Source organism: Clostridium sp. (assembly GCF_022482905.1).
Taxonomy (GTDB): Bacteria; Bacillota; Clostridia; order Clostridiales; family Clostridiaceae; genus Clostridium_B.
In genome coordinates this window covers 322,979-345,400 of the sequence record NZ_JAKVOI010000001.1, presented here as the reverse complement: position 1 = coordinate 345,400, position 22,422 = coordinate 322,979, and the positions used below count along the sequence as shown (strand labels likewise).

Here is a 22,422-nt window from a genome sequence, read left to right as displayed (position 1 = left end):
TTCTTTTATTGAGCTGTTGCTGTTCCGACTGTACTCTGAATACTAGCAATGGTCTGTTTCAGTTGTGTATTTTCATTCTGGACAGCTGCCAGATCCTGCTGTGTCTTGGCAATCTGTGCGTTCTTTTCTGCTTCTGTAGGAATAGAATGTCCAAGGTCATTGACTGCTTCCTGGATAAAATCATCAATGAGCTTCTTTTGATTATCTGTAGGAGTTATACCTATTTCTTTAAGTGCATCATATACGGTTTGCTGTGCTGATTTGAATTTCTCTTCGTTGCTAGTCAAACTTCCAGCGTGGGCCAGTTGTTCAGCTGCTTTCACTCCGGCCACCGCCTTTTGCTCGATCCAATCTACCAGTGTTGCTGCAGGCTTCAAAGCTGGAATTCCCTTGGCCACTTGGATGATTGGTTCTGTAGCTTCAAGTACGTTTCCCGCAGTGCCGAGTATTTCTTCCGTATTGATTTTCCTTTTCTTTAGATATGGTACCAATCCAAAAATTGCACCAATTACGCCTACTAGAATGCCACCTACTGCTACAATATCATTTACATTTATCATTTTTTATTTACCTCCATAAAATTTTTTATAAAAAAATAGAAAAAATAGAGAGCCTTTTAAACTCTCCGTTAATTGCTCAACCTCTTATGTCCAGACTTACCTTTGTTGTCATTCCAATAGGCATCTATGAAGCCCTGTCCTATAGCTACATAATTTCCCCTATCTAAATGGATCGCAATTCTGCCATCTGTAGTCTGCTCAATATACGCTTTGGTTCCAGGAACCCTAAAAATGTTATCTCCTTCAGGTATACTTGTATCGTATTTCTTTATAGCACTTGTAACTTTTGGGGCTACATTGGTTGTCTTATTTTTTACAACACTAAAGAAATTATCATCCATATAGTTGAGATCCACGTACCCACTTATGCCAGATATCTGTCCCTTGTCCGTATGCTGCCAGGCTGTAAAATAAGGCCACAATGTAAAACTTGGCTTACTTACACCATAGTTTGCTACCCACAACGGGAACTTTGTTATTTTGGAATTTAAGTGTGCCTTTATCCAACTCGGATTTGCATAGAACAAAGGCTGTGCCACCGCAGAAGCTTTGTCCAAGAAATCTATGCATAAGTCTGTCATATCCCCGGTGCAGCTGTTTTCTGCATCCAGTATAACGATATCCGGATTCGTACCCTTTATGAAATCAAGGAAATTGGCTATCTCGGTCAGCTCTTTGGCTTTAGTACAAGAATGTGAAAAATGATATGCGCCAGTAAGTAACCCTGCTTTCTTTGCATTTGCTATATTGGTATGGTATTTTTCATCCCTTGAACCTGCCCCTGAAGTACCCTCTGTGGCACGTATAAAAACAAATTGGTATCCTGCATTCTTCAGTATGTTCATATTTACATTACCGTTTAAATTACTTATATCAACACCTTTTATCATGGAATCCCCTCCCTTATTTAATATATTATTATTTTGCTTTTAATTGTTCCAATGCTCTAACCAGCTTTTGCGGTAGTGGAAGTCCACATTTCCCGCAGTTTTCTAAAATAGAAATACCCTCGTTGGCTATATAAAAATAGGCCACAAGGGTACGGAAAACCCATATTCCACTATTAAGAAGTCTGTCCAGAAGTACCGCAACAATAAGCACCACAAGTATAGAAGCTTTCTTTGCAATACCTTTATATCCTACTTTAGAATTCACCTTGCATTGTATCCACGCACTTAAAAGACCAGTGGCATAGTCCAGTACCATAAATGCGACCAAGACTATTAAACACGTATCCCACCCACCAAAGAAGTACGTTAACATGCTGCCTACCCCCGCCACTATAGTATTAAATAGATGCTTGTTCATCTCTAGCCTCCTTAAAAAGGCAAAATAAAAAAGCTATTTCTAGCTCCTATTTTGCCCTGTATTCTATTTGTTCATAAATAAATCCTTATAATTTTCTATCAATCCTACAGGTTCATCTTCTCCAAAGATCCTATACCGCAGATAGTCATCCACATATATACAAAATGGCACCAGCATAAACCACAGTACTGCATACGGCAGGCATATCTGCCCATATAAATTACCCCACGTATTGCTGTAGTCCCATATACCAAGTTTCAGCCACACATTTAGGATCATACCGCTTGTAAATTCTAGTGCCAAGACTATACCAGTTCCTATAGAACATTGTTCCCACATCTTTCTGTTATAAAAGGCTGGATGCTCGTTTAGCTTGCCTATTAGAAAAGCAGATATACCTCCAACTACAAGCATACTTATATGTGTCCATCCACGCCATATGCCCTCCAATGCCATGTATATAGTCCCCATTATAATTATTAAAACAATATCTTTCTTTAAGTTGGAATAACTGTATCCCATGTTACTTTTTGTACCTCCTCTACAGTTTCTAAGTTATCCACATAAGCCTGCAATTGCTTGTTTTTTATGAGCTGTTGTTCCTTAAATACCTTGAAATCTCTAGCAAGCTGCAGACATTCACTTGCCTGCCATTCCACGAATTCTTCTCCACGTGCATGGTAGTAGAACTTGTCATTTTCACATCCCGGGACATTTGCGACTTTAGATACAGCACTAAGTGCATTCCCCGTTATGTTGGATTGATCTTCAAGAGCGCTATCGTAGACTTTGTCTACGTTTTGATACGCTGTGCTGTGGAATCCTCCAACAATAGCGCTCTGGCAATCTTGGCTAAGCTCATTTATTTTAACCTGTTCAACCTGTTCCAAACTCGCTTCTGGTGTTGTAAAAGTAAAAACTATAGCCGCTTTATCTATTGGGCTTTTAGTTATATCTACATAATAGCCTGTACACGTACTAAATTTATCCGATAAGTCTCCATATTCCAATTGTATTACTCCAACAGTATCTGCATTCCTTTCAGACAACACTGTATAAGATTCAAAATCTTGATCAACTGTAGTTTCTTTTAAAGCTCCATCAGAACCCTGCATTTCTCCAGTATCCAATAAAACATTTCCCGTTGCTTTATCATAGTATATTCTTCTTCCTATTTGTTTCATTTATAAAACCTCCTTATTCTATTGCTATCCAATTATACACCCAGCTAGATCCTATCGCTGGAATTGTAAATCCGCCACTTGTCAAACCAGCAGGGCTTACATCTCCTTTATAATTAGCAACCATTTTATCATGGCTACTACTGCCAATGTATTGGATAACCTTAGCAGTCTTTGAATAATAGCCATCATAAATATTGCTATATACTGCTACATAATAAGAAGCTACATGACTCACAGCTAAAACAAGAGAAGGCTCAAATGTTATAGGTAGTTTTAAAGGATAAGCTGAACCGGTATCAGAACCATCAGCATATTCAAAACTGGTTTGGCTGCCAGCTGAGGTTGTCCCACTGGCCCACTTCTTACCTGTGTTAATTGCGCTTATTCCTGCCACCAAGTCTGCAAAATCTTTACTGGCTGGTGTTGTACCCTTGTCAACAATGGCGGAATAAACGCTGTTTTTCCCATTATTGACATTTGTAAAAAGCTCATTTATCATTTTTACGATATCAGTTTTTTCTGCAGTTGCTGGTGTTCCACTTGCCGTGTGATTGTTTACTGTTGTTGCATTTCCCCCATTGGCGGGTAAACTTGAAGGAAAATCCGTTATTTGTGATTTTGTATGTGTATGTGCGTTTGGATTAGCAGTAACTGTTATATCTTCAGAACCATCAAAAGCAACTCCATTTATTTTTCTAGCTGTAGCTAATTTGGTAGCTGTTGCAGAATTGCCTCCATTTGCTGGAAGACTGCTTGGAATGTCTGTCACTAAAGCCCTTGTCTTTAATTCAGCATCAATAATATCAGCATTGTCATTGAAATTCTGTATATCAACTACATCTGTACCTTCCGGCTTTTTAAGACCGTAATTTGCTGTTGTCTTCATATCTTCTCCTCCTATCCATCATAAACTTTCAGATTGTCCCACGTTTTGGTCCTGGCCTGACCCCATGTAAGATTCTTGTCTTTCAAAAAATTCCAAATTGTATATGTGTATTTGAAGTCATATGCCAGGTGTGCCGGCTTAATGTCCTCAAGCATTTGTTTAAAAGCTTCCATGTTCTTTGGAATCCCTTTTATACCTATAAACTGTACTGTAAAGCTGTAGTTTTCAGGATGTTGAATTACATTACATTCACCGCCACTAAAGGCCTCGGCAGTATTCTTTATCATCTGAACCGTTGTTGTACCTGAGCCTCTAAGTTTTGCCTTTATGACTTCTCGCCTATCTTCGTAGCTTTTGTTTAAGTCAATGGGGATGCCATATTGATTCTCCCAATATATAAGCCCCCATGTGGCAGTATCTACAAAGAGCTGTTTTAATAATTGTTCTCCATCTAATTTTAGAAGGCCAAGTTCATAACCACAGGATTCATTCCAGGCTTTAAATTCAGGTACCTCATGCAGTAGTGGTGTAATGTATTTCAACAAGTCAGGTTTATACGGATTGATGTCTTCAGGTGATATCTGCTGTTCTTGAGAATACCCAACAGTCCCATACTTTTGATTACCATACATACATCACACCCCCTTGAGATCATTCCATGTACATTTCTTGGTTGAGGTTAATACCGTCGACCAACTACTCCATCCAGAACCAGTACTATAAAATCTTTCATATTTACGTTTAGTGCCCGTAGACACAAAAGTTTGTTTTGTTATATAATCACTAGAACTTATCCACCGAATTAACTCTACATCTAAAATAAACGGGTTGTCAGTTACAGGCATATTTGAAATATTCGCCGATCCTCCATTAGACGTTTCTATATAATACCTATTCAATACCCCATCTTCTAAAGTAATATTATTCAAATCTACTGTCTGCCCCGTTATATCTTTCCTATTTATACCTGCAGCCTTATCTACTACACCGTCATTATCTTTGTCATAGACACTTTTCAGCATATCACCATAGCCAGCATTTCCTAAGTCTGTTTGAGTTACAAACTTACTATCATTAACCAATTGGGATACTTTTGCCGGAATGCTTGGTTTATTGCTCAGATCATTATAACTTCCACTAAAAGTTGACCATATCTTCCAGTCTGACCATGTACCTTTATAATAAGAACGATACGCCCATCCATCACCACCACTTTTAAATATGATTATATGAAAGCTGTCCGAATCATTGCTTTGAATCAATAAACCTGCTGTAGTATTATTCCAAGGTGCATTTGCTGTGTTTGGAGCTTTTATGGGCGTTATATTGCCTTGAGCTATCACTGAAGGATTCAGTGCATTATAATTATCAACATTAACTGCATTACCTAAAAATGAACTAGTACCTCCATCTGCTGGAAGAGCCGTTGGTATACTAGGCTTATTATTCAGGTCATTATAATTATTACTCGTAGCAACTTTTGATAATCCTGTAATCATTGACGCTGGGTGCGTGGTAGGATGAACATACTTGTTTGCTCCATCCTCTATCCCTGCTAATTTCTGTTTTTCAGTAGTGGTGTAATCCTCTGTAGAAAGCTGTTTTCCATCTACTTTATCCACTTTTTTAGAAAGTGCAGTTGTAATTGTAGCTGCAAAATCAGGGTCATTATTCAGAGACTCTGCAATTTCTTTCAGGGTGTCCAGTGCTTCAGGTGCTGCATCCACCACCATCTGTATTCTCTGGTCTGTCTCGGTCTTGCTATAGGTTTCAGTCTTCAGATATCTTTTGTTAAGTTCGGTATCCACATAAGTTTTTTCAGCTTTGTTATTCTCCACAGTTGAAATCCTATTTTCGGCATCAGTAACCCTGTTGTCATTGGAAGTTTTGTACCTATCAACCTCGGTCTGGGTGTTCACGATACTGTCCTGAGCCTTGTTTATATCCTCCGCCTCTACAGTATCCCCCTGTGTCTGGTAGGTTATATAAACCGGAGATACGGTGGAAAATATCTTGATTGTATTCTTCCATGGTGTAAGGCTTGGAGTAGACACTATAACATTTTCTATCTTCTGACCTGTAAGTTTGCTTCCTGTGTATACATTAATAGAAGGCAAGCTGATATTATCATGTTCCAGTTCACCTTCATATACACCATTTACAATCTCAACCTTTTCCTCAATCACATAGGTGTTATTATCAAGTTTATTTAGTTTTTCTGTGAATTTATCTATTTCCTGTGGATATGCCATTTATCACACCCCTAAACTTATAGTGCCGGCAACAGGTATTTCCTCATCTGTCAGTGCCACATTTACAGTTCCACCATTTAAAGTTAAACTATTATAATCCACAATTCCACCTGTGCTTAATAGAATACCTCCAACTTTGGCATAACTTATATAGGTGGAGTTAAAAGCCTGATCACTCAAATATTTTTGCATGTTTGTATTAAAATTATCCTGCACTTGTTGTATTGTATAACCACCTGCAAGAACTACTTTGGCAGTTACATCTATTGCCTTTTCTGTGGCGGATACGACTGTCAAGGTTGCCCCAATTGGTGCCTGCCCTTCTCCGTGTGCTTCAGGCTGTGGATCTATATAGTCTTTAACTTCTTGAACTAATGCCTGGTCTGCTGCCCTCTTATTTGCATTCACAATTACTACTTTCACAGTTCCATTTCCATTCCAGAGTGGGAATACTTTTGCATCTCCAACTCCATCAACTTCCTTGGCCCATATTTTATACTGTGTCTTATTTCCACTAGTTGCAGGTGCTTGCATCTGTTCTAAAATTCTCTGTCTATAATGTTCATCATCTTCCTCATCAGTACCATTTGTAAAATTTTTCTCATTGGTCACACTCTTAATTCCATTAATAGGAGTTATCATAAGTGTTACACTGCCAGCCTTAACATTTCCTATAGTACCCGGCTGCGTACACTGTACCTCTATATCAACTACCCCAGTATCATCTATGGTTTTTGTCTCTTGAAACTCAAATTCTATACTTTCTACATCATCACTGCTTGGCGTTCCCGCAACTTTGCCCTTTTGAAGCACAGTTCCCGGTACTCCTTCAATTTTTAGAGTATCATGTGAACTGGTAGCAGCATTTCCTGTAATGCCAAGAGGTCCTCCTATCAAATCAAGATATGGCTTACTGCTGTACTGTACAAATGCAAGTCTCAGTATTTGTGCAAGCTGAAGTTGTTTTGTTGCTGCTATTTCTTCGGCTACAGGCCTTGTATTGTTCCAGAAAAAATCTCCCTCGATAGTATTTATATCTTTGGGCGCTTTTTCAAGCATTCTTTCATGTATTGTATCCGCATCTTCATTTAAAAAATCAGGTATTTGTAAATCATCCATTTAATCACCACACTTTCGTAGTATTGTTCAAATTAAGAGAAACATTATCTACAGTAACAACAGTATATTGATAGTACAGCTCCCCACTGTTCTGCCATGCAAAGCTGAAATTAGTAACATCTTTGGTTCTTGGATGCACCATAAGAGCCTCCATTGTCATTCTTTTAACCTCAAGTTCTACAGCACCCTTAGAATATTGGGTGCCTGCCAGAGTATTCAGTTCATGCCCGAACAGATCACTGTATCCAAGCAGCCCTCTGGGAGTTAACATTGCAAGCTGGCACCACTGTTTATATGCCTCTATATCATTGCATTTCTTTATTGTCCCGTCAGGGTTCTTTACAAACTCACCCTTGTCAAAGTCAAATTTATAAGAGCCTTTGTATTCAGTATCACTACCGGATGTGTCTTCTAATGGATCGTCAGAATAATTCACATCAGAAGGAAATAAATCAGGCATTTGACCTCACTCTCCCCACAACTATATTCTGTGCCCCTATTGTGGCCACAATCACTCTGTCACCTACATTCAAAGGCTTCAATCCATCCGGGGTTTTTACCCTGTGTGAATGGCTGTATTCTCCTCCGGCTACATCAGTTCCGGTAAAATAGTCCTTATCCATTGCCAGATAGTCGAGCACCATATAATTGGTTATTTCATATTTAAAATTGTCAAGTACAAGGCCAGATTGAGTTATGGTACCAAGTGCCATACTGAATCCAGTATTGTTCACTACTTTTCCGGCAATTTCTCTACTGTTTCCATGTATAACACTAACCAGATCGGCCATTTCATTCTCACTATTCATTGTAAAAAGCCCTCCTTATATACAGTGGCGTGCCTGTATTTATGTCCATTGTATAAGGTATATTCATGCTGTGGGTAATATCCATGACATACCATATAACGCCATCCACCATTATTGCATCACCGGATCTTATGGTATTTACATCCTTGTTGCAGGTTATATGGATAACTTCCTTACCGTCGCTAAACATATTTGCAGCCTTGGCTTTTGCCTGGGTGGCATTTGTAACTTTTTCATCCTGGAGGATTTTCTGCAGAGTACCGTATTTGTCGGTGTCTTTTGAATAAGTACCTATAACCGGAGTGGCTTTTCCATCATCCTTGTCCTGGCCGAGAACCTTGACCCTTGTAACTGCACTCTCAAGGCTGCTTGTAGTTTCAATATCATCAGCGACAGTTTCAAGTTTCCATATATTTTTATTGCTGCCGAGCTGGATGATATTTAATTTGTCGAGCATCCTTATTTTATAAAGGTTACCGCCTTTTTGTGCAGTTTCTCTAAGATCCGCATCTATACGGTCAAGTAATTTTTGTCCACCCTGCTGTGCCTTTTCAAGCTTTATTTTGGTGTCAATAAGACTTGCTATAGGTATATTCCAGTCCTTGGCATACTTTGTTATCCTCTGTGTTGCAGTCTGTCCTGCAGGAAGCAGAAAATCATCTTCGGATTCTTCCATAAATACAGTCCTCTCCCTTCCCGTTATTGTAAGTGTCCTGTTTTTCCTGCTTCTTACAACTTCCCACACAACACCATCAAATAAATTTGTGGGCTGATTCTTTTCAGCATGTATGTCAACTATCCTTAACCTGTCCTTTTTCTTTATGTTCAGTTTTCTCAATTCGTCAGTATCCAGAAGAATTATGGTGGCACTGTAGGCAATGCTGTCAAGGCTTTCCTGCAAGGTTATTCCCTCATTTACATTCTTCAGTTCATATTTTTCATTCAAAATTATATTCATGGTATCACCAACTTTTGTCCAGGAAGTATAAAGTTTTCATTTGAGCCTACAACAGATTTATTTTTAGTATATATAGTTGTCCATTTTGCTCCATTACCATAATATTTCTTTGCTATGTTCCAGAGATTGTCACCTTTTTTTACAACATAAGTACCTTTTGTGGTAGCTGTTGGAGTTCTGTTATTTTTTAGTGTAGAAGAATTGGCTTTTGGATTATATAATTCAACCTTAACTTCCTTGTAGGTCCTGAAGTTCATGGTTATATATTTGTCACCTATTTCTCCAGGTTCCTCTTTTTCCGGCATGGCGTCGATTATGACCAATTCATTCAGCCCCACACCGTCGATAATTAATCTAAGTGGCTGTGCTTGTTCCTGCCATTTCTTCAATTTCTCCATAACACTTTTGGGACTCGGAATATCTTGATACCTGCAGTAGGAATCATACTCTCTTGGGAATATGGTATCAAAAGATATCTTCTGTATTTTTGTCCCTTTGTCCGGTACATCAGTCTCTCCTACATCAACTATTTCAACGGTGTTATATTTTTTATCGTGGTCCATGGAATAGTTGAATGGATTCACAGGGAAATGGAAAGTGTCATTGTCTGCTGTATTCGTAAGGTAGACATCATAATTAGGTACAATCATGGTTGTAAATTCATTTAGCAACTTGACGGCCTCCGTAAGTGCTGTAGAATTCATGGTATCACCTTCTTTTTAAGCATAAGAAAAGCACCTACTATAAAAGTAAGTGCTCTATTTTAAGCCGTTCTCTTTGTTTTCGTTGATATTTTAATAATGATGTCAAACAATTTTAGCATATAACTTTTAACTTTCTCTGATTTAACATTATTATCATAAACCCATTGATTTTTCATGTCTATTATTTCATGCGTTGTAAAATGTTCTAGTAAGTACACTCCATATTTCATGGTGATTTCTTTGACTTCTTTATCAAGCTTTTTTCTGTGTTCTATCTTGTCCACAACAGCAGTGCCGATTCCATTTTTCTCACAAACCATCCTATATATAGACATTTTTACTGCCTCCCCCACTTTAAGATCATCAGCGATAAACTTGCAAGCTTGAAGCTGTTCCAAAACTGGTACTTTGTTCTTACCTTGTGGTACTGGCTTCTCTAACTCAAAGTATCTTTCAAATGTTTCTCTTAATTCCCCTGCGGGTTTAAGTAACAGCAAGTTCAACAATTTATCAACTCCTTGTTTGGGAATAACAATCAGTGAACCTATTAATTTAGAAACATCATTATTTTTCTTGAAATTTTTAAGCTCCTTGCCTTCCAGTAGAAAATAGTCCACTCCTATAGTAAATTGATTATTACTTTTAAGAATATAGCCAATAGTATGAACTGAAGTTCCTATAAGGAATTCCAAGTCCTTCAATACCATTACTGGATTGCCATTATAAAATTTCTTAGTCAGTTTATATGGCTCCTGAAGCTTTGATTGTTCTACTTTTAGATGATGAACATTGAAATAAACATTAACTAGTTCTCTTTGAACCTTCCATGCTAAATCATCAGTAAAAGATTTTACTAACATTAAGTACCCTGTTTCTGTTAATAGAATAAGTTGTCTTCCGGCATTTTTCTTTACACCGAACTGGCGACGAATTTCGTCGTTAGTTATATTTATAATATAAAAGTCTTCATTTTCAATAAAATGTTCCTTATTAGATCTAAAATTTCTACTTGCTGTACCATTTACTCTTTCATGAACTAAATCTACGTCTTTAAATGTCACTACTCTTTTACCACTAAATTCTTTTGTTAAAATCTGCTTTTCATTAATGTTAGTCCACTTTTCCATGTTACATCACCTCCTGGAGAAGGCTTAAAGAATTTGCCAATTCCATAAAGGTGCTTTCATAATATAACGGCTGTGTTTCATTTTCTGTTCCTCGTGAAGAAATAACATTCTTACCATATTTCAATCCTTTTTCAGTTAATACCTTATATCTTTTATACCCTTGTTTATTAGTTGATTTCCTAGTTCTCTCTTCTAAGAACCCCTTGTCCATCATAATTTTGTTGAATTTCCGTGCTGTATACGGCAAATTAAATTTTTTCAGCAACTCTGTAGCAGATTTTCCAGTTTCCTCATCTACATATTCAGGTAAATAATCAACAGATAACCCCTGAGATTCATTGAAAGCCTTAAGCATTTTTATAGTTGATACCTTGCTTGGCTTTAATATATTTACTGCAAGTTTTAAACCTTCTTTTTCCAGCTTTAGCTTATCCAATTTTTTATCAAAATCTACTACATTGCCAGTTTCATATTTACCCGTTTGCCTTAATTGTGGTAAAACATCTGTAGCCAACCAATTTTGGAATTTCTCTGCTACTTCATTACTAGCCTTAAATGCTAACTTGTACACCGCAGGTTCTGGAATGAAATCTCCTTTCGCCACAAGTGGCGAATTATCATTTCCACCACTTTTGGTAGAAGGCTTTAAATATTCATTTACCCTTGACCATCTAACACATGCGTTGCCACTTTTGGCAACGGTAGTTATACCTAAGCACTTAGCAACTCTTTCAGTATCAAATACCCATTCCCCATTTTCCAACTTCACAGCCAAATTGAACATATCATTCTGAAAAAACCTTACCAAATTATTCATATTATAACTCTCCTTTGATTTTATTACCGGAATAAGCTATAATACTTATAGTGATTGTATTATAAAGCCTATTCGGCAACCCGTTTGTTATTTGCAGTAACAGACGGGTTTTTAATTTTCTTTACGACTATCATTATTGAAAAATAATTTTACTGCATCTGTCCCGAGTGCCTTTGCAATTTTTTTCATTTGCTCAAAAGTAACACTAGAATAATTACCATGTTCAATTTGAACTAATTTGTTTGGAGAAATATTTACTTTTTCTCTTAACTGTTTTTGCGTAAGCCCTTTTCTTATCCTAGCTATTTTTACTTCCATATATCTTCCTCCTATTCTATTTTCGTACCATATTGGTATTTTATGTTTATATTGTATATCCATAATGGTATATTGTCAATACTGAATTGGTACTTTTTTTTAAAGAATACATAAATATATTCCATTTTGGATATAAAACATATATAATAAATATTATATTGTATATAAAACATATACAATAAATACTGATATTGTGAGGCGACTTGTAAAATGGATATTGGTACAAAAATAAAAAAAATAAGAGAATCCAAAAATTTAACGCAAAAACAGTTAGCCGAAAAAATTGGGGTTACTCCTGTCACTATAACTAGATATGAAAATAATAATAGAAAACCTAGCATAGAGACATTAAATAAAATGGCTAAAGCACTTAATGTTACTATTAATGACTTAGCTGGAGAAAGAGACACTATTACTAAAAAAGTTTTAAAACATCTTATATCAAATGGTACCAGTTTAGAACAAATATCTAAAGATACAAACATTTCTATAAATAGATTAAACTCATTACTTAAAAATACCAACGATGCAAGTTATGACGAAATCCAAAGAATAGCTAAATCTATTGGTTATACAGATGAACAAATTGCTAAATGGATTGCCTTAGATACTTTTACAACAGTTATATATAACAATAAAGATGCAAATAATTATCAAGCTCAATTTTTAAAAAAATTTTTTTTAAATGAAAAAATCTCAAAAGAAGATTTAACATTGGCGTTGTTAGATGATGATAAAGATTTTATTAATCAGTTCTATCCATATATAAACACTAAAAAGGATGAAGAATATATCCAAATACCAGGAGGCTTTTTTGCAAAATCTACAATCTTACATCCAGGTGCATTTTATGAGGCAATTGCTACTATCTGCTATTACACAAACAAAGACTTTACAAAATTAAACTTGTCTGATGATGAATTTAAAAATTTAGGTGAAAAATTAAAAAGCTTAGTTGAATTTGAACTATTTAAAATATCTAAAAATAGAGACAACTAATACATACACTCACTCTCAAAATCGGGTGTATTTTCCACTAAAAAAGAACCACCTAAGTGATTCTTTTTTTGGTAAAATCAGTTTTGAAATAAACTGTTAAGTTCTTCTTCCTGACTTAACTGTTGCAAGTTAGTTTTAGCATATTGATTATTGGGATTTAGTTGTATAGCTTGGCTGAAGTATTTTTTTGCCTTTGCATAATCTTTTTTACCTTTATAATCTATCCCTAAGATATTATACGTATCTGATTTATTTTTTTCATCTTTTACATTATTTAAATACTTATTCGCAGCATTAATTGATTCGTCATATCTCTCTAAATTACAATAAACAGATGATAACGCATAATAAGTCGGACTATAATTAGGATTTGTCTTAACTGATTCGTTTAGTATGGATGCAGCTTGGTTTAAATCTATACTCTTTCCTTTGCCTTCTGCATACATTGAAGCTAAATCAATCACGGAACCTGCTAATACATCTTTACCATTTTCTTTCTCTCTGTATACTTTCCACTTTCCATTATCATTTACAACATATCTTTTATATTTTGCTGTTGTATTTTTATCATTATAATTATCATGGCTAGTATCCACTACGTTAAATTCAACCGCATTTTTATATACAATACCATCTAGCTTTTTATCTTTATATTCATTGCCTTTATCTAGTTTTGCACCTTTAAAAGTATACACTTCACTTTGAGCATTAACCCACTTAACAAAATCATCCTTTTTAAAATTCTTTTTGCTTGCATCTGCTAAAGTATTATAGGCTGCTTTAGCGTCTCCATTTTTTATATTATCATAATAATCATTCAATACTTGTGACGGATCACCCTTTGGAGCGCACCCAACAAAAGCAAGTGATATTAATAACGTGCCTATAATAATTGATATCTTTTTAAACATAACCTTCCCCCTATTCACAAAATGTTAATAAAATTATATCATAATTTGCCAATAAAGGGAACTTTATAATATTTGTAGAATTATCACCTGTAAGGAGGTGATAAATTATGGACTATATAGTTCCTGTTTATGGATATTGTCCTGAACAAGATTGTGAATATTTTGTTGACATTACTTACCATCATATTATTACTACAGGATTAAACGGCTACAAAAAAGGCGTTAATCATTGTGAATATAAAGCACGAAATTCCTGTAGTGAAAAATTATGTCCTATTGTAAAAAATGCACCTGAAAATCCAGAGTAATTTATTTTTCTTTACTCCAAGGACCAAAACGTATGCCTGTTGCTATTGTCAGAACACGAAATCTCTCATATGCATAATTCATGTCACATCTTAACTTACCATTAAGTCCAAAATTATACTTGCAATCTTGACATGGCTTTCCAAAATCAGCAATACGACAATACTTTGCATCTTCCAGTAAACTTTTAAAGTGTTTAGCTGTACAATACCATGATTTTTCAACGCTTAATTCTCGTTCTCTTTTTTTAGAATCTTGCAGAGTTTGAACTTGACCTTCAAGCTCTGCTATTTTTCTATTTAAAGCCTTAATCTCATTTCTTGGATTTTGATTACTCATCAATTTCACTCCTTATTTTTTCTTATTCAGCAAGGCTGCCTTTAACTTTCTAGCAAATTCCACAGTTGCCTTTTCTACTATCCCGTCTACATCTGTGCTATCGCTGAAGTTATTTTGGACATCTACATTAACATCACCATATCCACCAGATACAGCCATCTGCGGCTGTGAGGTATAATACATTGGATTAGAGTTATCTTCTGGAACGCTTTCGCTCTTGGTATCTCTTCTTGCCAGTGCCATCATGGCATTTCTTACCCTTTTTATTGAATTTGCTGTCTTCTCCATGAGGTTTACAGATTTATTATGATTAAGTACTTTCTCTCCTCCGGTAAAGTCCACAAACTCCCATCCTCTTTCATTTATTCTGGCAAGTCCTGGTTTTGCGTTGTCTGTGCCAGTTGCATAACCTACATAGCTTCCGCCCTTGAACAGTGGTGTATTATACACACTCCCATAAGTAGATTTTATATAGTTTATGGCTGCTGCTGCGTTTGCAATAGGATTCAAGATGTTATCCAATCCCTTTACTGCATACTGCCTGAACGTAGAACCTAATGTCTGTAACAATCCAGTGGCATGTTCTCCATTAACAGCTTGCGGATTTACAGCCATTGGATTTCCACCACTTTCAGCCTGCACCAGCCTCAACAATCCAGATAACCAGTTCATGGGAGTACCCGTTATAGCTAATGCAGAACTCAACCATCCGGATACATTGCCACTCATAGCACCGCCTGCTGTAGATGTTATATCACCAATCCAATTCTTTATAAATCCTCCCATGTCCTTGGAAGTCAATCCATTTATAAATCCTTGTGGAATATACTGTGCTAATTTATAGAACACCCTGCTTGGAGAATGTATTCCAAAACCATTCTTGAACTGTGTTATTACCTTGTCTGTAAGAGTTTTAACCATGCCTGTGACATTACCCATATTGGATCGTATACCTGCTGCTATATCATTATTTACTGCAATTCCATAGATATGTCCCTTCTGTGCAAAATTATTTAAAATTCCCTTTGACGTAGCAGCAACCTTGTTTATGGAGTTATTTGGTATCTGCCTTGTCTGATCTATCCCTGTGCTTAAATTGGTATTTATCTTGTTGCCATACTGCTTAAACTGAGATAAAGCATTGTCTCCTAAAGCTATGGAAGTTGACACATTTGCAGTAGCTTTTGCAACTTTTGCTCCACCAGTAGAACCACCAACAATGCCACCGTTGGCAAACATTCTTACACCAAGCATTTTCCCTGCCTGTTGCCATAACTGCAGTCCTCGGTTTCTTCTATTAGGTGAAAGTGGGATTATAGCTTCATATCCAGCTTCTCCAATAAGGCTGAATTCTGGACCCGTTACGATACCCCCATTAGCATGGTTTTTACCGTTTTTCCTACTATTAGAAGGAGTTAATCCCGTCGTTTGTTCCCCTTTTGTCATAATTTTTTCTAATAGTGCATAAGCAGGTCCGCCTATATGCTCCTTAAACCAACTTGAAAAATCAGACCATACTGTTTCTACCGATTTTCTAGCGCCACTAAGTTTATCACCTATCCATTTTCCTACGTCAGTTGCAACACTTTTCGTAGGCTCTCCAATATTCTTACTCCACCAGCCGGAGAAACCTGTCCATGCAGTATGAGCCGCATCCTTGGCAGCACCGAATCTTTGTCCAATCCATGCTCCAGCTCTTGAAGCAGCGTTGCTAACTGGAGTTCCAACATTAGTACTCCACCACCCTGAAAAACTTGACCAGTGAGATTGAGCCCACGATTTAGCTGAACCGAATTTCTGGGCGATCCATGCTCCGGCTTGAGAAGCATACCCCTTTATAGGTGTAAATACATTAGAATCAAGCCATCTACCAACTGGAGCCCATTTCCTTTGCACAGCCTCCTTACCCATTGAAAAAACTCCAACGGTGAAATTTATAGTGTTTATTGCCCCGTTTTTAAGAGGAGTCCCGACATTTGTTCCAAACCAAGTTTTAGTATTTGACCATTTATTCTCAATAGATTTCTTAGCATCACCAAACTTATCCTGTAGATATTTAGTGGCGGGTCCTGTTTTATCATAGATCCAGTCTAAAGCCTTTTCTCCACCGATTGAACCTGCTATACCTCCCGCTATTCCACCAACTCCAGTTCCTACGGGACCAAATATAGAGCCAACGGCAGCACCTGCCTTTGCTCCAGCAAGTCCACCTGCAATATTGCCGGCAGCACCAAAAGCACCCCTTTTCTTGTCGGAAGATGTTAATATATCAAGCCCTGCTCCTGCAAGAGTAAGTGCTCCTCCAACAATAGGAATGCCTTTTATACCCTTGCCTGCAAACTTAAAGAATTTTGATGCCCTGCTTGAATTTTCTACTGCTTTAGGAATAGCTTCTTTAGCTGTATTTTTTGATTTTTTTATAAAATCATTATACTCTTTTATGGTCTTATTTAACTTCTCTTGGGCTTCTTTTCTTGCTTTTTCCGCATTTTGGGATTCGTTAACGGCTTTTCTAAAATCAGACGTTGTCTTCTTTAAATTAGAATCATTGCCAACACTTCTAGCAGCCTTAAATGTATCCCTGGCTTTGCTATATGTTTCTTTTTTTCTTGCTGCATTTTGCCCTGCACTTTTAGCTTTTTCTCGTACGCTATCTATTCTTGCCCTGGCTTCATCTGCTTGTTTTGACAATGATTTCGGAACTGAGGCACCACTATTTTTTACATTTGCTACTTTTGCCATAAGGTTCTTATAATCTTTTATGGACTTGTTTAATTCGCTCTGTGTCGACTTTCTCAACTTTTCAGCTGCGTTTGATGTATCCGCAGCTTTTCTAAAGGCTTTTGCAGCATTGGTAAGTTCAGAAGAAGTTTTAGTATTTCTTGCTTCCTTAAATGCTTGTCTGGCAGTAGCATATGCTTTTGATTTATCATTTACATTTTTACCTGCAGTTTCAACTCCTTTTTTAGCATTTGCAATATTAGACTTTAGCTCATCAATCTCCTTTGAAAAAGGTCTGGTTGAACCTTTGCGTGCTTTAGAAGCCTTTTGGGCAGCCGATCCTGCACTTCCTGCCATTTTTTCGGCAGCACTTTCAGCAGTTTTAGTTCCTTCTTTCCCAAAAGCCCATTTACCGAATTTAAATGCACCCTTGCCAAGCTTAAATCCACCTTTTAAAAGTGCTGCACCCCCAAGGGAACTAAACAGTATATAGTCCATTATTCCAGCCTTGGCAACATTACTACCACTAGGATCTTTTAAAGCATTCAAATTGGCGTTTTTAAAAGAGGATATCAATTTATCTACTATCTTGCCAGTATCAAAAGCCTGCAGGAAACCATTCGTAAAGGCTGTACCTGCTGTTGTACCTGCACCACCGGTCTTACTGCTATCCTTGCCCCCAAGTGCATCAAGGAAGGAAGTAATCCCTCCGCCTATGGTCCCACCAATGGCAGATCCAATACCTCCTGCAACCTTGTTTATCTTCGGTCTGCCAGATCCATTCCACCAACTTGAGAATGGTTCGGCAATCACTTTATCCCATGTAAGAGTTATCTTTCCCCCAAGATCAGCATTCTTCCACTGGCTGCTGTTCATCAATCTGTCCAGTCTTCGCTGTGCACTTTCAAGTCCTCCACCTATGAATGAACTTACGTTATGTCCTGCTTTTTTAAACAAATTACCAAGTTCAGTAACTTTCTTATCATTTTTGTCCAACCAGTCAGTGACTTTTGTTAATCCGGGCTTTATTCCACTCCATAATCCTTGTCCCCATGGATTCATCAATTTGTTTTCAAAGGTATCCTTCAATGTGGACATAAGACCAAGTGCAGTTTTAGCCTGGTTCTGCATCATTCCACCGAATCTCTTATTCATACCTGTGAGCAGTGCACGTATGGCCTTATCTGAACTTATCCCTGCATCACCTATATTGGCAACCTGTTTTGCAGTCAATCCAAGTTGCTCCTGGAGTATTTTAGTGGCAGGTATGCCAGCTTCCGTTAATTGAAGCATCTCGTCACCTTGTACTCTACCTTTTGCTTTCATCTGTCCAAGAGCTAGAGTAATCTGATTTATCCCGTCAGCACCTAATCCCAATCCGGAAGCAGCATCTCCTATTGTTGTTAAATCAGGAAGTATGCTCTTAACGTTCCATCCAAAAGCAAGCATCTTCTTACTTGCATCAGCTAATTGTGGAAACTCAAAAGGTGTCTTATTTGCCATGTTTTGGGCCTGAGATAAAAATGAATTTGCCTTTTGTGCACTTTTCAACATTGTTGTAAAAGCCATCTGTGTCTGCTCAAAATCTCCAGCTATTTGCATTGGCTTTATTACTCCTGCCCAGGCACCGCCAACACCCAAAAGTGCACCCTCAAGTGACGTGGCCGCTGCTATTGTCTTGTTTATTCCTCCCCTTATTATGCTTAATTCACCAGATATCTTATCCTTGATTTTTATAGTAGGGGAGGCTACCATTTTATTTATTCTGTTCAAAGATGAATTTATTTTTTCAATCCTGCTGGTGGCCCTGTCAGTTATTTTTACACTGGGTGATGCAGACATTTTATCAAGTATTCTTGCCTTCTTCTGTGTCTGCTCGAAATACCTGTCCATGGCACTTAATTTTTTCCTCGTTTCAGAATCACCTTTGATGTCAATGACCAGGTCCAAGTGATATATTTCTCTTTCAGCCAACTATTCCACCTCCTCCCCCGTTATCATTTCTTCCTTAACTTTTCCTCTGCTTCCTTCTCAAGTTCGGCACTGGCCAGATACAACTTTTGTTCTTCGGGTGGCATTTCATAAAATTCCCTGAATTTTAAATGATGCCTTACCCACAGGAAATTTATTAATCTAAGTCTGTATCTGGACTTGATGAGTTTTTTATATCTTCTATATCCTCAATTCCATCATTGTATCCACTTAAATCGAATATCTGTTCTTCAAGAGAATCCATTTCTCCTGCAAGAAGAAGCCTTTTAATAACGTCTTTACCACTGCTGGATTTAAATTTATCCAGTAACTTAGGATCGTTCCATTTCGGGGAGAGTGTAGCTCTCTCAATTATTCCGGCGTTAAAATTGTCATCATCAAGTTTATCTTCTTTAAGACGCGTACCTTCTATTTTAACTTTACGCGTATTGTTCTTCCTTATCTGTATTATCTGTTTACCTGTAAGCGCTTGAATCTTAACAGGTATTCCCAACCTCGGTATAACAACCGTTTTTGTTGGCAATTTACCCACACCTAAAAGAGTTTCTATTGCTTCATCATCACTCATATTTTCAATTCTTTCTGTATTCATTTTAAAATCCTCCCAATTATTAATTTTTATATTTTTATAAAACAAGTCCACCAGATTTATTCATCCAGTGGACTTTACTTAATCTGCTTCTATAAAGTCTAAAAGCTCATATCCTTCAAAAGTAAATGGAGTTTCCTCATCTATAAGGTCATTGGCTTTAAGATTTACCAATTGCAATTTGCTTGTCATGCAATTCATTAATCTTACTGATTCAGCACCATATGCTTCAGGATCATCCAGCTGAGTAATCAATTCAAACCTTTTGAATCCGTTTCTTATCATATCACTTGTTACCTTATAGCCTTTTATAGTTCCTGAACCTTTTAAGGTCCCTCCCTTATGTCTTGTCCAACGGTCCCCAAGAACATTAACTTCTTTTACATCTAAATCAACATCCGCAGTGCATTCCTGAACCTGTGTCTGCTCAACTCCATCTTTATAAACTCTACCAAAAGAGCCATCTACAATTCTGCTTGCATCTAAAGGCATACTTTATCCCTCCTATTGTACATATCCCGTACCGAATATTTTTTTCATGATATTGATATAAACAGCGTTCCACTTCCAATAGAACTCATCTGACTTTGCATTTGCCTGAAGTTCTTTGTCTATTTCGACGGCAAAATCTCCTATAACTCCGTCACCCTGTAATGTCTCAAAGTATTTCTTCAAAGCAGATATAACAACTTTTTGCCCTGAATCATCATTGTTCAATCCTATAAAGTCGCTTCTCTTTGCACTTGTATCTGCATCTACGGTATACAGGAATTTAACTGCCCTTATATACCCCATGGCTTCGCTCTGCCCTTCACTAATTTTCTTTAATGTATTAACATCATCTACAACTATTACATTCTGCTGCTCGTTGACGAGCACAAGCGTACCTGCTGCAAGTGCTGCTTCAACCTGCGTCCTGCTCAACTTGGGGCTTACATCTTCAAATATAGTGCTGGCATTGCAAATACTTTCCTTTATCCCCTTGCTTACAGCAAGCCCCACTATATAACAAGCAACCTCTCCAGGTGAATATTCAATACCTTCATAGATTCCACTGGTTCCTACGTTTGTAATAGCCTCATCATTAAATGCTTTTGACTGGGTATTTACCAAATCTATGTCAGTATCTTTTGCTGCACCCATAAAGCATAATATATTTGCACCATTGGTTTTATTCTTGTCCACCCACGCTTGAGCTGCTGCTTGAAGTGCCGCATCACTTACACCGTCCAGGGTAAATCCGTCTATTTTATAGCCCTCAAAGGCGGACATGGCATTCATATAATCCTCATTGGTTATATTGTCAGTACCATTGTTCCCACCTGTAAGTGGCTGATTTACTATACTAGCTATTTCTGCCATAATAAACTCTCCTTTACTTTAAATTTTACTTACGATGCTGTCGTTACCGTAATCTCAACCGTACTGTCGTCGCTCAATGTAGCTGTACCGCCAGTTATCTTCCCTTCTGCATCCGCCGTCAATGCAATAGCTGTTACATGTGCTCCTGTTGCACCAGTATCGCCTTTGTCTCCCTTATCTCCTTTGGCTCCTGCCGGTCCTGCTTCACCAGTATCACCTTTCAAAGAACCTTTATCCACCCATGCTCCATCTGTAAATTCAAATAGGTGAAATGATACACCATTTATTGTTAAATCTCCATTTATAAATCCTTCAGTAGCCCCTGGATCTGCACTTGTTATTCGTATTGTATTTCCTCTGACACCGGCTGTACCAGCGTTGTTTAAAATGCCATCTTCTATATGATCCAACTTTTCCTTTGTAATAAGGGCGTTTGCTGCTTCTGCTGCAGTCAGATTTTCTTCATCACTTTTTGAATTATCCCATTCATAGGTTCCCCACGTCTGTTTTTCATAAGCCATTTAGACATCACTCCTTTTTTATTTACCCACAACAGTTTGGCCAGTTGTTGCCGATCCGGTTACAGGCTCCGACGTTCCTGATTCTGATGTTCCAGATTCTACTTTAGAAGCTTTTATCCATACATTTTCCTCATTGCTGTTTATGGCATTTATAATATCATCAATACTTCCTGAGACTTTGAATACATGTATCTGCTCAGTACCTTCATAAAGAGTTATATCAAGCATTGATTCGTCTACTATGTTTGGTTTTACAGATATGTTAAAAGCCCTTGTTGTAGGATATAAGGTTTCAAGCTTTATAGCATCCTTACCATCATCATCTTTTAAAACAATGCTTGCAACCTTTGCATTTTCATCTGCCAATCTATACAGAAGTAATTCCTTCGGCTGTCCCAAAAGTATCAATCTTCCAAGTCTGTACGCTGTCAAGTTCATGTTTGAACCAAATTTGTTTTTAAGATCAGTAAGGCTTGCAACAGAGACAGCCTCTCCAACTGGTCCCCAATTGGATTTAACCGGCATGGCAACAATACCGTTAGTGCCCTGTGCCAGTGTATTTTCTGCTGCCCACATAAACCTGTTGTACATTCCAGGTATGCTTGGTTTTTGTGTTTCGCTCCATGTTCCTGTACCCATA

At 37.4% G+C, this 22,422-nt stretch carries 26 protein-coding genes; 2 read left to right on the top strand and 24 right to left on the bottom strand.

Translation table 11 applies throughout. From position 1 onward, the window contains the following. Positions 1–5: 5 nt before the first annotated feature. From LKE46_RS01980 to LKE46_RS01905, 16 genes are all read right to left on the bottom strand, one after another. Positions 6–560 carry a phage holin, LLH family gene (locus tag LKE46_RS01980; protein ID WP_291717938.1) on the bottom strand — a complete coding sequence of 185 codons (555 nt, stop codon included), beginning with the start codon at positions 558–560 and terminating at the stop codon, positions 6–8. A 68-nt stretch (positions 561–628) separates the two neighbouring features. Then, a complete protein-coding gene (locus LKE46_RS01975) occupies positions 629–1,450 on the bottom strand; it encodes a glycoside hydrolase family 25 protein (protein ID WP_291717936.1) in 822 nt (273 codons plus the stop codon). Positions 1,451–1,478: 28 nt separating this feature from the next. Beyond that, positions 1,479–1,868, bottom strand: coding sequence for a phage holin family protein (locus LKE46_RS01970; protein ID WP_291717934.1), 390 nt, complete (start codon positions 1,866–1,868; stop codon positions 1,479–1,481). Positions 1,869–1,931: 63 nt separating this feature from the next. Continuing rightward, positions 1,932–2,390 (bottom strand): putative ABC transporter permease, encoded by a 459-nt coding sequence (locus LKE46_RS01965; RefSeq protein ID WP_291717932.1) that lies wholly within the window; start codon positions 2,388–2,390, stop codon positions 1,932–1,934. Next, positions 2,366–3,052, bottom strand: coding sequence for a hypothetical protein (locus LKE46_RS01960; protein ID WP_291717930.1), 687 nt, complete (start codon positions 3,050–3,052; stop codon positions 2,366–2,368). The genes LKE46_RS01965 and LKE46_RS01960 overlap by 25 nt, the downstream gene beginning before the upstream one ends. Before the next feature lie 13 nt (positions 3,053–3,065). After that, entirely contained in the window at positions 3,066–3,938 is an 873-nt protein-coding gene (locus LKE46_RS01955; protein ID WP_291717928.1) for a hypothetical protein, read from the bottom strand. Positions 3,939–3,949: 11 nt separating this feature from the next. Then, on the bottom strand, positions 3,950–4,570 hold the full coding sequence (locus tag LKE46_RS01950) for a YmfQ family protein (protein WP_291717926.1): 621 nt from the start codon (positions 4,568–4,570) through the stop codon (positions 3,950–3,952). Positions 4,571–4,573: 3 nt separating this feature from the next. Then, positions 4,574–6,190, bottom strand: a complete 1,617-nt coding sequence (locus tag LKE46_RS01945) for a hypothetical protein (RefSeq protein ID WP_291717924.1) — start codon at positions 6,188–6,190, stop codon at positions 4,574–4,576. A 3-nt stretch (positions 6,191–6,193) separates the two neighbouring features. Further along, positions 6,194–7,309: a baseplate J/gp47 family protein gene (locus tag LKE46_RS01940; protein WP_291717922.1), complete on the bottom strand. Its 1,116-nt coding sequence runs from the start codon at positions 7,307–7,309 to the stop codon at positions 6,194–6,196. 4 nt (positions 7,310–7,313) lie between these two features. Beyond that, entirely contained in the window at positions 7,314–7,769 is a 456-nt protein-coding gene (locus tag LKE46_RS01935) for a DUF2634 domain-containing protein (RefSeq protein WP_291717920.1), read from the bottom strand. Continuing rightward, positions 7,762–8,118 (bottom strand): hypothetical protein, encoded by a 357-nt coding sequence (locus LKE46_RS01930; protein ID WP_291717918.1) that lies wholly within the window; start codon positions 8,116–8,118, stop codon positions 7,762–7,764. The genes LKE46_RS01935 and LKE46_RS01930 overlap by 8 nt, the downstream gene beginning before the upstream one ends. After that, positions 8,111–9,076, bottom strand: coding sequence for an XkdQ/YqbQ family protein (locus LKE46_RS01925; RefSeq protein ID WP_291717916.1), 966 nt, complete (start codon positions 9,074–9,076; stop codon positions 8,111–8,113). The genes LKE46_RS01930 and LKE46_RS01925 overlap by 8 nt, the downstream gene beginning before the upstream one ends. Further along, positions 9,073–9,780, bottom strand: a complete 708-nt coding sequence (locus tag LKE46_RS01920; RefSeq protein WP_291717914.1) for a LysM peptidoglycan-binding domain-containing protein — start codon at positions 9,778–9,780, stop codon at positions 9,073–9,075. Before LKE46_RS01920 ends, LKE46_RS01925 begins: the two co-directional genes overlap by 4 nt. A gap of 59 nt (positions 9,781–9,839) precedes the next feature. After that, a complete protein-coding gene (locus LKE46_RS01915) occupies positions 9,840–10,907 on the bottom strand; it encodes an ORF6N domain-containing protein (protein ID WP_291717912.1) in 1,068 nt (355 codons plus the stop codon). Between the two features lies 1 nt (position 10,908). Then, the gene (locus LKE46_RS01910) at positions 10,909–11,724 is read right to left on the bottom strand and encodes a BRO family protein (protein WP_291717910.1); all 816 of its coding nucleotides are present in this window, start codon (positions 11,722–11,724) and stop codon (positions 10,909–10,911) included. Between the two features lie 111 nt (positions 11,725–11,835). After that, a complete protein-coding gene (locus LKE46_RS01905) occupies positions 11,836–12,042 on the bottom strand; it encodes a helix-turn-helix domain-containing protein (RefSeq protein WP_291717908.1) in 207 nt (68 codons plus the stop codon). A gap of 210 nt (positions 12,043–12,252) precedes the next feature. Between LKE46_RS01905 and LKE46_RS01900 the strand changes: the two genes are divergently transcribed. Continuing rightward, positions 12,253–13,041 (top strand): helix-turn-helix domain-containing protein, encoded by a 789-nt coding sequence (locus tag LKE46_RS01900; RefSeq protein WP_291717906.1) that lies wholly within the window; start codon positions 12,253–12,255, stop codon positions 13,039–13,041. Positions 13,042–13,118: 77 nt separating this feature from the next. Here the strand turns inward: LKE46_RS01900 and LKE46_RS01895 are convergent, their stop codons facing one another. Beyond that, positions 13,119–13,952, bottom strand: coding sequence for a tetratricopeptide repeat protein (locus tag LKE46_RS01895; RefSeq protein ID WP_291717904.1), 834 nt, complete (start codon positions 13,950–13,952; stop codon positions 13,119–13,121). 107 nt (positions 13,953–14,059) lie between these two features. Here LKE46_RS01895 and LKE46_RS01890 point away from each other — a divergent pair, with 107 nt between their 5' ends. Beyond that, positions 14,060–14,260 carry a hypothetical protein gene (locus LKE46_RS01890; RefSeq protein WP_291717902.1) on the top strand — a complete coding sequence of 67 codons (201 nt, stop codon included), beginning with the start codon at positions 14,060–14,062 and terminating at the stop codon, positions 14,258–14,260. Position 14,261: 1 nt separating this feature from the next. Here LKE46_RS01890 and LKE46_RS01885 read toward each other — a convergent pair whose 3' ends face one another. The 7 genes from LKE46_RS01885 to LKE46_RS01855 all read right to left on the bottom strand — a co-directional run bounded on the left by LKE46_RS01885 (position 14,262) and on the right by LKE46_RS01855 (position 22,421). Continuing rightward, entirely contained in the window at positions 14,262–14,597 is a 336-nt protein-coding gene (locus tag LKE46_RS01885; RefSeq protein ID WP_291717900.1) for a hypothetical protein, read from the bottom strand. Positions 14,598–14,609: 12 nt separating this feature from the next. Then, positions 14,610–19,292: a tape measure protein gene (locus tag LKE46_RS01880; RefSeq protein WP_291717898.1), complete on the bottom strand. Its 4,683-nt coding sequence runs from the start codon at positions 19,290–19,292 to the stop codon at positions 14,610–14,612. Positions 19,293–19,446: 154 nt separating this feature from the next. Next, the gene (locus LKE46_RS01875; protein ID WP_291717896.1) at positions 19,447–19,902 is read right to left on the bottom strand and encodes a phage tail assembly chaperone; all 456 of its coding nucleotides are present in this window, start codon (positions 19,900–19,902) and stop codon (positions 19,447–19,449) included. 78 nt (positions 19,903–19,980) lie between these two features. Then, positions 19,981–20,391: a phage tail tube protein gene (locus LKE46_RS01870; RefSeq protein WP_291717894.1), complete on the bottom strand. Its 411-nt coding sequence runs from the start codon at positions 20,389–20,391 to the stop codon at positions 19,981–19,983. Positions 20,392–20,403: 12 nt separating this feature from the next. Continuing rightward, complete coding sequence (locus tag LKE46_RS01865) at positions 20,404–21,261, bottom strand: phage tail sheath subtilisin-like domain-containing protein (RefSeq protein WP_291717893.1); 858 nt, start codon at positions 21,259–21,261, stop codon at positions 20,404–20,406. A gap of 29 nt (positions 21,262–21,290) precedes the next feature. Next, entirely contained in the window at positions 21,291–21,782 is a 492-nt protein-coding gene (locus LKE46_RS01860) for a collagen-like protein (RefSeq protein ID WP_291717891.1), read from the bottom strand. 18 nt (positions 21,783–21,800) lie between these two features. Then, complete coding sequence (locus tag LKE46_RS01855) at positions 21,801–22,421, bottom strand: phage tail sheath N-terminal beta-sandwich domain-containing protein (protein ID WP_291717889.1); 621 nt, start codon at positions 22,419–22,421, stop codon at positions 21,801–21,803. Position 22,422: the final 1 nt, after the last annotated feature.